Source organism: Klebsiella sp. C349492 (assembly GCF_042055345.1).
GTDB classification, from domain to species: domain Bacteria; phylum Pseudomonadota; class Gammaproteobacteria; order Enterobacterales; family Enterobacteriaceae; genus Klebsiella; species Klebsiella scottii.
This window is the reverse complement of sequence record NZ_JANQCE010000001.1, coordinates 379684-394449: the sequence shown is the minus strand read 5'-3', so window position 1 is coordinate 394449 and position 14766 is coordinate 379684. Positions and strand designations below refer to the sequence as shown.

Here is a 14766-nt window from a genome sequence, read left to right as displayed (position 1 = left end):
CGGTTATTCCTTTCCGGAGTGTCGTGCAACCCTGATAAATCCTGGGCGCTGAAGACGGGCTGTAATTCGTTTCAGCAAAATGGCCAGCCCAGGCAATGTCACTATCAGTGACAGCAGAAGAAGAGTTACCCCCAACCAGGAGAATGCAGTTGATGGGAAGTAATGGATCATCAGGCTGTACAGCCCGACATTCAGCAGCAATGCCATCAGAACAGAGCCCCCGGGAAAGGGTGGCTGAATAACGAAATGATCGTGCCCGACTGCGGGGGCGGCGTTTCCGAGCGTCACTGCCCAGGCATCAGTCTCACCTTCAAGAAAAAGCCACTGGCAGGCAGGGCCGTAAGCAGCCATCTCAGCCGCAGCCCCAATCATTGCCCAGCCAGCAAGACCGCCATACCGAACGCATGCACTGTCATAATCAATGACACCGCCAGTACCAATGCCATCGTACAGAGCAACCGACAGGTCATTCAGTGCCCTGCCGACTGACTGCCGTGGCGCATCTGACAGTCCGCTGTGCCAAACAAGGTGCTTCTTGCTGGCAGGTGTGAGGGCCATATCCCGTAATTCACTGAGTTCAGTTACAAGCACACGGGTGTCGAGCGGCATCGCCCGGAAAAGGCGTAACGCATTTTTTTGTTCGCCCGGATTTAACATCGACGGAGGCATCAAAAATAATGCGCTGGCAAATTCAGGCAGAACATCATCGGGTAGCCGATAGTGCATCGCCAGCACCAGTACGGCTCTCTTTGTGGACCCGAAAAACTGATTCCAGTCATCAAAGGATGAGTCACCGTCCTGAAAATGAATCTCGACTTTCCAGGGGGGAGATCCTGCTGTCCAGATACGATGGAATGACTGAGATTCACGGTCTTTGTCGCTACCGTTGGTCTGAACAATAATCTGGAGTGGGCCGGAAGGATATCGCCGCCGAATCGAAGGCATTATCTGAGCAGTGAGATGGCGAAGTAGCTGCTCAAAACGTGAAATTCCGGGCGTAAAGGGGTCGTCCGGCAACAGCGTTAAAGGCAGTGTATCCGCACTATCCCCTTCCTGTGTATGTGCAAGACGAGACAGCAATCCCGGATCTGCAGCAATGAAAGCATGGCTGAGAATGACAAGATGTTGATGCGCGCGCCTGCGCCACATCAGACGCATGCTCCGGCACCACTCATTCCAGTTCCAGACACGGATTGCCAGCGTTTCCCACCAGAAGCTGTAAACCGCGATGGTTGCCGAAATGCCCGCAAATGTCCAGGCCGTCAGTGGTAGCCAGGCCCCACTGCTCAATGAAGGTAACCCTGTCGTCGGTGATTTCAGTACAGCAACAAGTAACCCAATGAAAAGCCCGAGAAAAATAATCAACAGGCAAACCCACGATGACCAGGATGGTGCCTGCTCTTTTTCAGGCACCTCCGGAAGAGACCAACCCATCAACCAACCTCCATATCCTGCATGCTTGCGATAATGCTCGCACCGCACTGCGTCTTGCAGCCATGTAATACAATACCTCGGCTATTTTCTTCATACGCAGAAACATCGCACTCAATGATTTTACTTGTGCCATGCTCGGGGCAGGACACTGTGTCATTTAAAAGCGCAGCATACTTCCCTGAGATATCGAAACTGGATGAGGCTGATGTGACTTTACCGCCATGCGTAGTGGCATCTCCTAAAACGACGACATATTTACCCATTTGTTATCTCTTTATGTTGAAGTGTTACTTTAAATAAAATCAATAGAAATAACTTACCCCAAAAAGGCTTTATGGCAGGCTAGTCATAATAAAATACCCGCCCACTATCGCAAGAGAAACAACAATACAAAACTGACCTTTATTAGTTTTATAATTAACAAGCCCATACACAGCACAACCAATGCAGACGAGCCCTAACACTAACATTATAGCTATAACAAAATAAAGCATCCCAATATTGATTGGTGCAAACATCAGTATCTCCATATAAATAAAATTCAATATCCATTACGAATAATGGCCAAAACCCATTAACTAACGCCACCAGACATAAATATCAGAAAAAACCTTGTAAACCACTCAGAATCAAAAATCACTCTTCAACAATTAAACTTGTAGGTTAATGATTGCATAGACATTCCCTGCATCATTTTTTGGCATTGATACTGGTCATTTCATCAGACTTTCTATCAATTACATATTTTGCAATATCTGTTCCGATTATTGCGAGCATTGTAAGAATAGCCAGTCAGCACCTTCAAACGCCAGTACATCCAGCTCTGCTTCACACCCTTTCACCGCCAGCAGGTGGTGGTTATGGCTGAATCTTATCGGAGGGTTGTTGCTCATGCCTTCTCTCCTGGTGCACAATCAAACTCTGATGTAATTCCATCTTTAATTCATCCCTTGTTAATCCCTTCTCCTAAATCAGAATGTATAAGCACATTGATATTATTATCTGATATCGAGTCGCGATAGCTCACTGGCCCTTTTTTCAACCGCGTCACTGGCAATATTTCTTCTGATAACGTTTGGCATTGCCGGAATATCTAATTTGCCTGACCAGTAATAGTCATCACTTTCCAGCCAGTCAGCCTGGTAGCGTAATTCAGCAAGACTTTCTCTGTCCCAGGAATGCCAGCAATAGCCAACTGGCACGTCATAAGCAACGACCCTACTCATGAAACGTTCATCCATCGGTAACGTACTGTGATCTGTCGGTCGCTGAACATAAGTACGAATATCTTCCAGCATTTCAGCTCTCGATTGTTTTTCATATCTGTTACGATCCTCTTTTGAACCGGGCCCCGGTAATTGAATTCCTGAAGGTTCTTTAAGTTTCATTTTCTGATCAAAATAGCCGTAGAGCGATATGTAATAGCGATAATCGACATCAATGGGGGCATTCCTGTCGGCATCAGTTTGTCCGTAGCCAAAGCCTGTCGAACCGGATTGCTTATCCCTGCTGCGATAATCCTGGTCAAAATCCTTTAATTCTTCAGCAGACAAGGGGTCAGGCACAAGAGGCGCATTAATCGTCAGCTTTTGCTCTTTTACCGGCGCGGGCCAGGTCATCTTCTGCATTAGGGTTGTGGTGCTGTCCCAGAATGGTTTCCCATCATCAAGATCGCTAAAGTGGGTCTGCGTGCTGGGTTCAACGCCGCATGGCGTGTTCCGCCCGAGCATACGCACGTACAGCGTGTCTCCCGCTGCCTTAAACAGGGGATGGGGTTCTGTAAAACGGCTGGTTTCCGTATTGGGCAGTCCCTGCCATCCAATACTGCGTAAAGGGGCAGAGCCCATTACCCGGTCGTGAGGGTTGCAGTAAATCCAGGTTGTTCCATGGTTATCACGCTCTGGCACACCACCGTGCGTTTTCCCGGCCGGTGACCAACTTTCACCATCACTGCTGGCTCCTGCAAGTAATCTTTCACACCCTTGCTTTTGTAAACGTGTTTTATTTTCAGCCACTTTTTTTACAATATCGGCAAATGTCGCTTCTCTGGCCTCTTTGCTGATGATTTCATTCATGGGATACGAAATATAGGTTGTCATTTCATTATCCAGCGCATAGGGCGAATTCATCACAAACAGTGCATCCGGCGCTTCGATTGCAGCAGCGGCCAGGGCAACCATCGTTCCCTGACTGTGGGACAGCACCGTCACTGTATCCTCGGGATGTTTATCACGAATGGTTTTAATGAGCTTTGCCAGACGGCCTGCTGCATGAGCATAATAATGACGTGGAGGTGCGGCTGTCAGAAGCCTGTCACGTTCTCCGTTCAATAGCTGAGTGCTGAATGGCACCGGAATGCCCAGCGCTGACGGCCAGTTATCAAACCCTTTTTCGCTCCAAAGACTGACTAACTGATTACAACCGTTCTGGAAAGGGCCACCTCCCCAGTAAAAAGGGCCTTTGCTTTTTCGTTGTTCAGGCGTCAGGTCGTAATAATTATCTCCCTGCTTATTTTTAAGCGGAATGGCATATTTATCGGTTTCATTATCAGCGGCACGATAGCCCCAGTAAAACCGAATGACGGGAGAACGGCCTTCTTCTTTTATTTCCCTGGGCGGAGGAACCCATTTCTGTTTCTTCTCATCATACATATCACTATAACATCCTCTCCATTCAGGACTATTTTTATCACAGGGTTCCCAGTAGCCTTCGGCATATTGATTTTCTACAAGAACATGCTCATCATTAAGACCCAACCGCTGATTTAATCCCTCACATAATGATTTTTCAGCGTCATTATACCACTCACCTTCCGAGTTAACTCCATGTACAAAGATAACTAATCCAGGCAATTGTAATGGCGGCTGAACTTCAGCATTCACATGAATATTTTTATGCGAGGTTATTGAATGAGCAAACGGCGTCCCGTTATCTGTCATCTGAACATCGACTTTCCGTGTGGGAGATGTTTGATTATTCATCTGAAATCCTTCCTGTGGGTTGTACTGGTTCCAACTGCCGATCACACTGCATTTCACCCTCTCCTTTTTTTGGGTAAAACTTTGACATATCTATTTTAAAAAAGCCCCCAACAGGTTTTTCTTCTCCAGGCCTGAGTAAACTATATTCATCCTCAGATTTAACCACACCCAGCCAGTTTTCTTTATCAAGATCCCATCTATCTACAACAGGGTATACTCTTCCCTTTCCCCGATAATAAATCAGATAAAAACTGTCATTAGTCACCAGCATATCGTAGTCTTTTGTGTCACCATTAGGATCCTGTGTATTTGATCCGTAAGTCACTGAGTGCACGGTTTTCCCACCATCGGTTGTCACCGAAACAACATTCAGGCACCCTTTATCCGATCCCTTACATGCTGCCTTATTATCATTGGCTGTGATTGGAAAGGCTAAATAGTCATCCCGGTTTGATAGCCAGAACAGCCGTCCTTTAAATAAATAACCTGATGAGGGTGCTATCTGTGTATGAATTCCTTTAGCCTTGTTGTTATAAAACGTTTTCCCGTTTTCGCAGCGGGTATACTCTTCCAGCGTAAAGTAACGTTCTTTATCAATGCGATAAATTATCTGCGGCGGACCATAAACCTCAGGCTGCTGTTTTTTCTTTTCCGGCTCTTTCTGCGTATCATTCATCGCAGAAAAAGGATTAACCAAGGCAACACCCCCGCCATAAGGGCCAGCTACACAACCACTCAGAACAAAAACAACATATATAAAGCAGAACCGCATAATCAGATTTATCATAACCCTGTTCCTTTCTTTATTTTTTTAAAACTATTTTTAGCCCATCAACGGCTTTTGATGATATGAGTGATGAATGCCCTAAACTGTCTGTTATTCCGGACAACATGCTCCCATCAGGCATATAAATGTCATAGTTCTGATTTGCGAGAGGCTTTCCTGATACGGGATGAGTAATAACAAATTTCTCATCAAACGTTGATGGCTCAAACGACTTCATCACACCCTGCATACTGCCGGAGCCGGCCTTCTTTATTCCCGCATTCTTTATAAGCAGTTTGCCAGGCCCACCAATCTCAACATTCCCGCCTTTGATTTTGATATAACCACCGCCGCATATCAGCGTCAGTTCATCCTGGGCTGTAACGACCAGATTCTTGCCACTCGAAATATGTGTGTCCTGTGTGGACCAGGTGGTGATATCTCCGCCCTGAGCCTGAATATCAATATCATTTTGAGAGCTGAACAGTTTTGCCCCTTCACGGCTGTACAGGCTGAGTTGCTTACCCGCGGCCAGAGTGAAGTCTTTTTGCGCCCCTACATCCAGTTGCTTACCTGCTGTCAGCGTCAGATTATCGCTGGCTGATAGCTGCATATCTTCGCCGCTCACCAGTGCCATTCCTTCTGGCGCACTGCCTAAGATAACCTCTTCATGCAGTTGTTCTATTTTCTGCTTCAGGAGTTTTTGCTGACGACCGACATCCGCCGCCAGCGCATGAGCCTGCTGCGCGCTGGCCGCCAGAGACTGCATTTCCACTAAGGCGACGGAAAGCCTTGCCAGCGCCGCCCCCATCTCCAGCACCTGCCCTTGCGCCTTCGCCTGCCCGTCGGCGCTGATAAATATCCCTTTCTGCGCCCGGATGGCGCCCCATGAATCCGTGCGTAGCTCAAAGCCTTCCCCGCGCTGTTGCTTTTCGCTGTCGACGAGATGGCCGAGATTCAGCTGGCTCTTGCCGCCGTACTCCGTCGAGACCTTGATATGTTCTTTTCCGCGCTCATCGTCGAGGCGGATTTTATTATTCGCAGGCGTCCGCAGGACGTTGCGTTTGTAGTTGCGAATGGTGACGTGGTCGCCGTGGGTCGAGTCGTGCAGCACGCCGGAGATATACGGCCGGTCCGGGTTGCCGTCCTCAAATCCAATTGCCACTTCGGTGCCCGCCAGCAGCGGCAGGTGCAGGCCGTAAGTGTCGCCTGCGTACGGGCGGGACTGACGCACCCACAGGCTTTCAAACCCGGTCTCCCAGCTATCGCGGTCGAACAGCATATTCACCCGATAGCGGCCATCTTTATCGATATGGCCGTAGATATCATTTTCACTGGTGCTGGTTAGGCGTGCGGGCAGCGTGCCCGCCATCACCGGCCGCGTGCCGGGCTCCGGGCGAAAACCAAAATCACTGCTGTCCGGGATACCGCTGAAGTGCAGCTCAAAATCCCGATCGCGACGGGCGAAGCTGGCGATCGCGGTTATCACCACGCCCTGGCTGAACGTCTCCGCCACTTCATAGCCGCCCGTGACCTTCAGCACCTGGCCCAGAGAGAGCGTCGGGCAGCTGGTAATAGCCCGGGCCTGCGTCTGGCCGTTCAGATAGCGTTCATGGCGGATACGGGCGTAAAACGCCCCGGACTCCGGGTCCGGGCTGCGGTCGAACGTACTACCTTGCGTCAGGTAGTTATCAGCATAGTGATACGCATCGCCGTAGGTGGTCGTATCCCCGCTGGTGACATCCACCTGCGCATTCATATCCTCATTAGCCTGACGGTAGTTGTAGTCGCGGGTGCTGACCTGCTGCTGCACCACGTTGTGATGACATTCCATCCCCCAGACCGAGTCCACCCCTTTCGAATGCTGGCCCGACAGCGGTACCGATGGCAACGTCAGGCCTTTCTCGTAGCCCTGCTGGCTGTCGTAAAACGCCACCACGTCGATGTTCAGGCGCGTGTCGGCGGTAAAGCGAAACCAGATCCCCACCTCCCCCAGCAGGCGGGTGATAAAGTGCAGGTCATCTTCGCCGTACTGCATCACCTGCTCCCGGCGCGGGTACTCTTTACTCAGTGAAAACAGAAAATCCTGCCCTTTGAAGTTATGCCGTTCACGCAGGATTTTCTCCACGATCTGTGGGACCGACATGTCCTGGTAGATGGCGTTCTGGCGTGAACGAGAGAGCAGCGCCAGACGCGGCTGGAGCGTCAGCGCATAGTGGGTTTCATCCGCCGAGGTACCGAGCCGCTCGAGTCCGCTGACCACGCCCTGAATCACCCGCACCGGCTGCTGCAGCTTAATACCAAAACCCTGATCCACCGGGGCCTGCAGCGTCAGAGAACCGGCCTTCATCAGCATCATCTCTTTGCTGATGGCATGCTCGGCGCTGGTGAACTCAATGCGATAGCTGAACGGTCTGCTCAGGGCTTCCTCGCCTTCAAAGGCCAGCACGTCCAGCGCGGGCTTACATCCTTTAATCGCCAGCTGGTGGTGGTTATGGCTGAATCTGATTTTTGGATTTGTACTCATGATGCCTCTCCTCTGGCTCCGCTGAACTCCAGTGCAATACCGCCATCCCCACTCCAGCCTAACGTCAGCGATGTTGGCTGCTGCTTCGCCGCCATATGAGCCAGCAGTTGCTGGCTCAGCACCGGCAAAATCTGCTGATTGAGCAGGCTGTCAATGTTGCGCGCACCGGTATCCGGCAGCAGGCAGGCCGCGGTAAGCGCGTCATACAGGCTCTCGCCGATATGAGTTTCCAGGCCGTAGTGGCGCTGCAACCGCTGGCTTACCTGCTTAAGCTTCAATTCCACAATGGTGCGCATTGCAGGCTCGCTCAGAGGGCGATAAATCACCGTCTGAAAGCGGGCCAGCAACGCTGGCTGGAAATGGTCGCGCAAAATGGGGCGCAGCAGTTCATGTAAATCGACTTCGGTAGCTTCCGGCCGTTCGTCCAGCAGCTGCATGATAGGGTCGCCGCCGAGGTTAGATGTCATCAGAATCACGGTGTTGCGAAAGTCGATTTCGCGCCCTTCGCCGTCGCGCATAAAGCCGCGGTCGAACACCTGATAGAACAGATTCATCACGTCGCGGTGGGCTTTCTCCACCTCATCGAGCAGCACCACGCTGTACGGGCGCTTGCGTACCGCTTCGGTCAGAATGCCGCCCTGGCCGTAGCCCACGTATCCCGGGGGCGACCCCTTCAGTTGGGAAACGGTGTGCGGCTCCTGGTATTCGGACAAATTGAGAGTGATAAGGGATTTTTCGCCGCCGTACAGCGCGTCCGCCAGCGCTAGCGCGGTCTCGGTTTTGCCAACGCCGCTGGGGCCCACCAGCAGGTATACGCCCTGTGGACCGTTTTCAGACGTCAGCCCAGTTTTGACGGCCCGCAGGCGTCGGGCGATGGCGTTGAGGGCCGCACTCTGCCCCACCACGCGTTTACCGATTTCGCCTTCAAGATTCAGCAGTTCGGTCTGCTCGTCCTTCATCAGCGAGGAGAGCGGGACGCCGGTCCAGTCGGCAATGACGTTAGCGACGGTGCGAACATCCACATCAACCGAAAGCAGCGGACTGCTTTGCTGAATGTCCTGCAGCCGCTGCTGCAGTTCGCGTGTCTCACCCTGACGGGAGATATCCTGACGGCTCTCCAGCAGTTGCTCCGTAAGCGTGAGCTCCTGGCCGTACTGGGTTTCCCGCTCATCAAGTTCGACAATCAGGCGCACCTCTTCCTGCTCAATCATGATCAGGCGTTCACCATCAGCGCGATTCCCGACGGCGATATCCTCCAGCAGCGCCTGTTTTTCCATCTCCAGCGCGGTGAGCTTCATGCGGATACGGGTAAATTGCTCCGGTAGGATATCGAGGCTCATACGCACGCGGGCGCTCGCGGTATCCAGCAGATCGACCGCTTTGTCCGGCAGCTGGCGGCCAGTCAGATAGCGCCGCGACAGGGTGACCGCAGCGCGTACCGCGTCATCGGTAATGTGGACGTTGTGATGTTCGGCATAGCGGGATTTCAGGCCGCGCAGCATCAGGCAGGCGGTATCGTCATCCGGTTCATCGACTTTCACCATCTGGAAACGGCGCTCAAGCGCTGCATCGCGCTCAAAATACTGTTTGTATTCGCTCCATGTCGTGGCGGCGATGGTGCGCAGCTCCCCCCTCGCCAGCGCGGGCTTGAGCAGATTGGCCGCATCGGCGCCGCCTGCCTGATTGCCGGCGCCGATAATAGTGTGCGCTTCGTCGATAAACAGCAGAATCGGTACCGGTGACTGCTGCACCGCATCGATAACGTTTTTCAGCCGCTGTTCGAATTCACCTTTGACGCCCGCCCCCGCCTGCAGCAGGCCGAGGTCGAGAGTGTGCAGGCTGACGGCTTTCAGCGACTCCGGTACATTACCTTCGGCGATGCGCAGCCCCAGGCCTTCCACCAGGGCCGTTTTGCCGACGCCCGGTTCGCCGACCAGGATCGGGTTATTCTTGCGGCGTCTGGAGAGAATATCCACCATCTGGCGGATTTCCGTATCGCGACCAAATACCGGATCGATGCCGCCTTCGCGCGCTTTGGCGGTGACGTCGAGGGTATATTTATCCAACGCATTTTGTAGCGCCGGATTAAGCTCACCTTCTTTTATCCCGGCACCGACCGGGCGACCAACAAACTGCACCTCCCTGCCGTTCTGCGCCAGCTCCGCGTCCTGCTGGGCTTCCGGGCGTTCGTCGGACTGCGTATCGAGCAGCGGGCGCAGGCGCTGCAGCTGGCTCTGCCCCAGCGTCAGCAGCGGCCACAGGCCGTCGCAGCGTGCCATCTTAGGCTTATCGACCAGCGCCATCAGCAGATGCACGCCGCGAATGCGTTCTTCACCGGCCAGCGAGGCCCGCATCCAGGCTTCGCGCATCAGGGTCTGGGTGCTCTCTGCCAGCTGTGGGCGGCTGCGTACCGAGCGCGGCTGCGCATCCAGCCAGCCGAGCAAATCCTGCCACAGAGCGTCCATATCCCATTCATAGCGACGCGCCAGTACGATGAGGTCACCCTCGCCCTGCTCCAGCAGCTTCAGCAGCCAGTGCTCCGGCAGAATTTCAGCATGCGCTCGCGTGAGGCACAGGGAGGCGGCCCCTTCCAGCGCACGGGCGCAGTAGGGGTTGAGACGTCGCAGGAGGATTGCCGGATTTTCCATGTTCTTGAACTCGCTGTCTGGGGACCTTCGGGCACGCTACCGCCCATCGCTTTTCCTTGTCGTAAGGAACCTAAAGCGCATCAGGTCAGATTTCTCGTTTACGGGATGTTTTACTCAGTACCCGTCGGGAAGATACTCAGGAAAACTGCGGACAGGTTGCCCCGTCCGCATCAGGCTTACGCGGTGGCGCGTTCGTTCCAGGAGTCGGAATGAATGATGTTGCCGTCTTTGTAGGTCCAGGTGATTTTTTCGTAACGCAGCTCAATCTGCTCGAGGTGGTTATGCTTTTCGTAGGCAGGATCCTTGATGTCGTGCATTTTCGGCGCGACCTTCACCAGCTTGACGTTTTCCAGTTTGGTGTTGAAATACTCCACCTCCTGACCCGCATCGTTGATTTTGTACCACCTGAATTCGGCGGACTTCAGGGTCTGGCCGGTAGTCACCGCCTTGTACAGATACGGGCTGGAGGAGTCGATCTCCTTGGTGAACAGGAACGGCGTGTGAATGCGGGTGCCGGTCAGCTTGCCGGTATTATTGTCAGTCGGGATGTACAGGCTGTGCTCCTGCGCCACCACCTCGATGCTGCCTTCACGATCTTTCACGTCGACGGAACCTTTAATATCCGCACCGCCGTCGTCTTTCAGCCAAAGATAAACAGGAATTGCCATGAATTACTCTCCATTGTGTTGTGATGCGCCATCATCCGGCGATGGCGCCTGGGGGGTGCCCGGTATCTGGCAGGCGTTCGCCTGCGGTACCAGACTGATTTCGACACGGCGGTTCAGCGCACGGCCTTCCGGCGTGTCGTTGGTCGCGATCGGGCGACTTGCGCCATAGCCCTGCACCGCAAAACAGCTTTCCGACACGTCGCCGGTATCACGCATCCAGTTCCGCACCGCTTCGGCACGTTTCAGGGACAGCGTCTGATTGAGTTGTGGATTGCCGGTGTTATCGGTGTGCCCTGCGACCACGATCAGCCAGCCCGGCTTGGCCTTGACGCCAACCAGCGAATTGACCAGCATTTTGGTGGAGCCGGCTTTCAGTGCGAAACTGCCGGAATCGAACAGCGACATGCTGTCGAGACGGATAATTTTCGGTATTGGCGCCGACTTTGCCTTCGGTTTTGGCGGCGATGGCGGCGGCACATAAGAGCGGATCGCATTCAGCACCGGCACGCGTAATCTTTCTCCCTGATACAGGCCAAGCCTCATCCGTAGCGGTTCGCCGTTACGCGCCCAGCCGTCCAGCTGAGCGGCATCCTGGCGTAAGATCTTGACCGCATCGGCTTTCGGCCCGTAGTCGTCCATGGAGAGTCGGTAATAATGGGCTATATCAAAACTCAGACGGTGCAACAGCTCACGATTGTTCCAGCCGCTGCTGAGCAGAGCCGCAGCGGACGCCAGGGTGAAAAGTCCGAGCGCACAGCGCCAGGCGCGGCCGCGGGGCGTGAGGCCCTGGCTTTCCGGTAAGTGCGGAAGGACAAAGTCCGGGAACGGAGACGCGCCCCTGGGGCCATCCTCCACGGGTAGCCAGCCCGCGACGAGCCGCATGGCGGTGTGTCGTGTCAGCCAGGCGCTCCACAGGGAAGAACTGAGACTGCCAGAGAGGGTCTGCCCAATCCCCCATAACATTGCGGCGGGCGCAATTTGCGGGATATCCGGACTCTTATCCGTAAACACCGCGTTGACGTGGCTTTGGGACCAGGTCATCAGGCTGTTCATCAGCACCTGCTGCTGCATGACCACCGTGCCACCGGTCGTGACCCATGCAGAAACAGGACCGGGTGCTGAGGACTCCCGCCAGACGCGGCTCCCTTCCCCTGGAATAGCAGCCTGCCAGAGCATGTCATTCATCATCGAGCTGCCGGCCCGGACGCACAAAACCAGCGGTACGGTATGTCCGGTATCACGACGCAGCTGGCTGATAAACCAGCGCAGGGCCAGCAGACGGCTGGTCAGGGCTTCGCTGTCCGCATGCTTCTGCGGACAGATGCTAACCATCACCGAAAGCTGACGCCCCCAGTTCGGACGCAGCCATAACAGCTGCCGGGCCACCTGCTCCAGATTCTGACTCTCGTCGACCCTGATCCAGCATCCCTGTGTGACGGTAAGCACCTGAGACTGCTCAGGCCAAACCTGCGGCAGATCGCCGCAGACCAGCACTACCGGCTGGCGATACGTGGCCTCAGGAAGATTATCCAGCCGTAGGGGCACTTCCTGCTCACAGCGCCGCCTTGTGGTATATCCAGTTGCAGCAATTAGCCCCAGCCCAGCCAGCAGCATGAGAATGGAAACCAGTCGGGATGCCGGCAGAAACCCCAGACACACGACGGCGGTCAGCAGAGCCGCCCACAGCGCAAGTCCACGCCGCTGCGCCGGACTCATTTCACGGTCCCAGGCAACAGGGCTGCCAGCATCTGATCGAGCCAGTAGCTCAGTACCCACCACAGGCCAGCGAGCGCCAGAATGCTGATGCCGATGCGTACGGACCATGAGGACAGCCAGCCGCCCATAAACCGCCCTGCCCGGCTTTCAGCCATTACCATATGGGTCTGTGGATAGCCGAAGGGGGAGGTATGGTCATTCAGTGCCAGTATCAGTTTCTGTCGTTCGGGATCGTTCAACGAACGAAAATCACCGAGGAACCCCAGCATCATGACGCGCTGAAAGCAGGTGAGCACCGCATCGTCAGGTGCAGGCTCACGCAGCACGTCGCGCATACGGTCACACAGTGTATCGCCGGCATCCATAGTGCCGAGGAAGTGCCCCTGCAGAGGAATGTCATACCACTGTACGCAGGCGTCATCCTCTATGCCGCGCCCTTTAACCGCCTCATCAAGCAGGGCACATTGTGCTGTGAGAATATGCTGGCAGCTGGCGTCATCCAGTTTGCTCTCCTTCAGCGCGCGCTGTACGCGCTCCACGTCAGCGACACAGCGCTCCCAGAGTAATCGTCCTTCCCCTTCCTGAAACTGTGGGCCATAACGCAGGCTGATAACCTGCAGCCAGGTATCCTGCAACAGCGCATCAATATCGATGGACGCGGCAACGCCGCGTTTACGCTCACTCATGTTCTCAGTACCGCAAAGAGCTCAAGTTCAGGCTCGCCGAGCATTCCCGGGACATAAAACATGCAGCAGCCGCCTTCGAGCATGTCGATTGCCAGGGGATGGGATACATCAAGGCTGAAATACTGATTCTCCAGACGCAACGGAATAGCGGCCGGTACATGACGTAGCGGTGTCAACGGCACCCCTACCCGCGAGGAATTGACGATACCCCGGACGTGATCCGGGCTGCCCACCTTGCACTGGCGCGGGAACTGTTCCTGCAACTGCGCCACCGGGATGCGGGAACGTACAGATAAGTAGTAGTCGGCACTTTCGCGCAGACGGGGATCGTGCAGACGCGCCTGCCAGAAATGCAGGCGCTTATCGTACTCAAGTTCAACGGACACCACCCGTGACGGCAGGCTTGCTTCCAGCAGGTCGCTCAATAAGTCAAACAACGGCGGAAAAACGGCGCTCAGCCGTTCGTGCTGCCAGAGCGGAATAGCGCTGACCTGATGCTCAAGGGAGAATGTAAGCAGGCTGCCGGCAAGCCTCGCCAGTTCTGGATACAGACGCTCAGCCGGGCTCTGCGGATAACGCAGAAACTGGCCGAGTACCGGTTCTGCACTGTTCAGGGCATTTAGCAGCCAGAAAAGAGACACGTCGGCCACCGCAAAATCTGCCATCCGCGCATTGCTTTCCCGGCGCATGGCCATCAGACGGCTCAGGCGGGCTCGCAGCTGGATCATCAGCTGTTCGAGCTGGGTCATCAGCCAGCGGCTGCTCTGTACGGATAGCAGCGGCGGGAGGAAACAGCCATCAAGCTCCCAGATACCCTGCGAATCCTGTTGCAGACGGGCCACCGGGCAGGTCAGATAATCACTGTTGTTCTGATGAGCAAAGCGTAGCGTCAGTTCGGGCTGCAGCACCGCAATCTGGCGGGTGTCCACATCATACTGGTTGCGTACGTCCCGCCAGCACTGGCGGTAACGTACCGGACGTTCGGCCACTTCATCGGATTTAAGGCAGTTACCGCCATTAGCCCGTAGCAAGGGCAGAGCCAGCACCACCACGATGTCATGTGATTCGCCGTCCAGTGACAGAACCGGCGGCAGCGCATCGGCATTATCCGTATCAATAAGCGTACCGTCCTGAAAACGGACATGCAGCTTACGGGCCTGAAGACGACCGAGTTTCAGTATGTCCGGTTCAAAGGTCGACTCAATCACCCCCCAAGGATGATTGAGTCCCAGTCGGGCAATGCATTCCACAGACCAGGCCGCATACGCAGCCTGTTGCTGGAAGTGCTGGGGAGAGACCATGATGCCCCTGCCCCACAACGGTTGTTCCGTTTTCATCGG

At 54.5% G+C, this 14766-nt stretch carries 10 protein-coding genes and 1 pseudogene; all 11 read right to left on the bottom strand.

Annotation, left to right across the window (positions count from 1 at the left end; translation table 11 throughout):
- Nucleotides 1-3: 3 nt before the first annotated feature.
- Entirely contained in the window at nt 4-1434 is a 1431-nt protein-coding gene (locus NWP14_RS01990) for a hypothetical protein (RefSeq protein ID WP_375215089.1), read from the bottom strand.
- Nucleotides 1434-1697, bottom strand: a complete 264-nt coding sequence (locus tag NWP14_RS01985; RefSeq protein ID WP_346431287.1) for a PAAR domain-containing protein — start codon at nt 1695-1697, stop codon at nt 1434-1436. Before NWP14_RS01985 ends, NWP14_RS01990 begins: the two co-directional genes overlap by 1 nt.
- Nucleotides 1698-2219: 522 nt before the next feature.
- A pseudogene (locus tag NWP14_RS01980) lies at nt 2220-2327 on the bottom strand (Rhs element Vgr protein); the annotation flags it as partial.
- 105 nt (nt 2328-2432) lie between these two features.
- Nucleotides 2433-4415: a hypothetical protein gene (locus tag NWP14_RS01975; protein ID WP_375214689.1), complete on the bottom strand. Its 1983-nt coding sequence runs from the start codon at nt 4413-4415 to the stop codon at nt 2433-2435.
- Nucleotides 4408-5202, bottom strand: a complete 795-nt coding sequence (locus NWP14_RS01970; RefSeq protein ID WP_375214688.1) for a hypothetical protein — start codon at nt 5200-5202, stop codon at nt 4408-4410. Before NWP14_RS01970 ends, NWP14_RS01975 begins: the two co-directional genes overlap by 8 nt.
- A 16-nt stretch (nt 5203-5218) precedes the next feature.
- Complete coding sequence (locus NWP14_RS01965; protein ID WP_375214687.1) at nt 5219-7708, bottom strand: type VI secretion system Vgr family protein; 2490 nt, start codon at nt 7706-7708, stop codon at nt 5219-5221.
- On the bottom strand, nt 7705-10356 hold the full coding sequence (tssH, locus tag NWP14_RS01960; RefSeq protein ID WP_375214686.1) for a type VI secretion system ATPase TssH: 2652 nt from the start codon (nt 10354-10356) through the stop codon (nt 7705-7707). Before tssH ends, NWP14_RS01965 begins: the two co-directional genes overlap by 4 nt.
- Nucleotides 10357-10532: 176 nt before the next feature.
- The gene (gene hcp, locus NWP14_RS01955; protein ID WP_331834377.1) at nt 10533-11024 is read right to left on the bottom strand and encodes a type VI secretion system effector Hcp; all 492 of its coding nucleotides are present in this window, start codon (nt 11022-11024) and stop codon (nt 10533-10535) included.
- 3 nt (nt 11025-11027) lie between these two features.
- Nucleotides 11028-12740 carry an OmpA family protein gene (locus tag NWP14_RS01950; RefSeq protein WP_331834378.1) on the bottom strand — a complete coding sequence of 571 codons (1713 nt, stop codon included), beginning with the start codon at nt 12738-12740 and terminating at the stop codon, nt 11028-11030.
- Complete coding sequence (tssL, locus tag NWP14_RS01945; RefSeq protein ID WP_375214685.1) at nt 12737-13426, bottom strand: type VI secretion system protein TssL, short form; 690 nt, start codon at nt 13424-13426, stop codon at nt 12737-12739. Before tssL ends, NWP14_RS01950 begins: the two co-directional genes overlap by 4 nt.
- A complete protein-coding gene (tssK, locus tag NWP14_RS01940) occupies nt 13423-14763 on the bottom strand; it encodes a type VI secretion system baseplate subunit TssK (protein ID WP_375214684.1) in 1341 nt (446 codons plus the stop codon). Before tssK ends, tssL begins: the two co-directional genes overlap by 4 nt.
- Nucleotides 14764-14766: the final 3 nt, after the last annotated feature.

Excerpts from the sequence above, each read along its gene's own strand:
- tssK (WP_375214684.1), bottom strand. The coding sequence starts at position 14,763 with ATGAAAACGGAACAACCGTTGTGGGGCAGGGGCATCATGGTCTCTCCC.
- tssH (WP_375214686.1), bottom strand. The coding sequence starts at position 10,356 with ATGGAAAATCCGGCAATCCTCCTGCGACGTCTCAACCCCTACTGCGCC.
- hcp (WP_331834377.1), bottom strand. The coding sequence starts at position 11,024 with ATGGCAATTCCTGTTTATCTTTGGCTGAAAGACGACGGCGGTGCGGAT.
- NWP14_RS01975 (WP_375214689.1), bottom strand. The coding sequence starts at position 4,415 with ATGAATAATCAAACATCTCCCACACGGAAAGTCGATGTTCAGATGACA.
- NWP14_RS01965 (WP_375214687.1), bottom strand. The coding sequence starts at position 7,708 with ATGAGTACAAATCCAAAAATCAGATTCAGCCATAACCACCACCAGCTG.
- NWP14_RS01985 (WP_346431287.1), bottom strand. The coding sequence starts at position 1,697 with ATGGGTAAATATGTCGTCGTTTTAGGAGATGCCACTACGCATGGCGGT.
- NWP14_RS01950 (WP_331834378.1), bottom strand. The coding sequence starts at position 12,740 with ATGAGTCCGGCGCAGCGGCGTGGACTTGCGCTGTGGGCGGCTCTGCTG.
- tssL (WP_375214685.1), bottom strand. The coding sequence starts at position 13,426 with ATGAGTGAGCGTAAACGCGGCGTTGCCGCGTCCATCGATATTGATGCG.
- NWP14_RS01970 (WP_375214688.1), bottom strand. The coding sequence starts at position 5,202 with ATGATAAATCTGATTATGCGGTTCTGCTTTATATATGTTGTTTTTGTT.
- NWP14_RS01990 (WP_375215089.1), bottom strand. The coding sequence starts at position 1,434 with ATGGGTTGGTCTCTTCCGGAGGTGCCTGAAAAAGAGCAGGCACCATCC.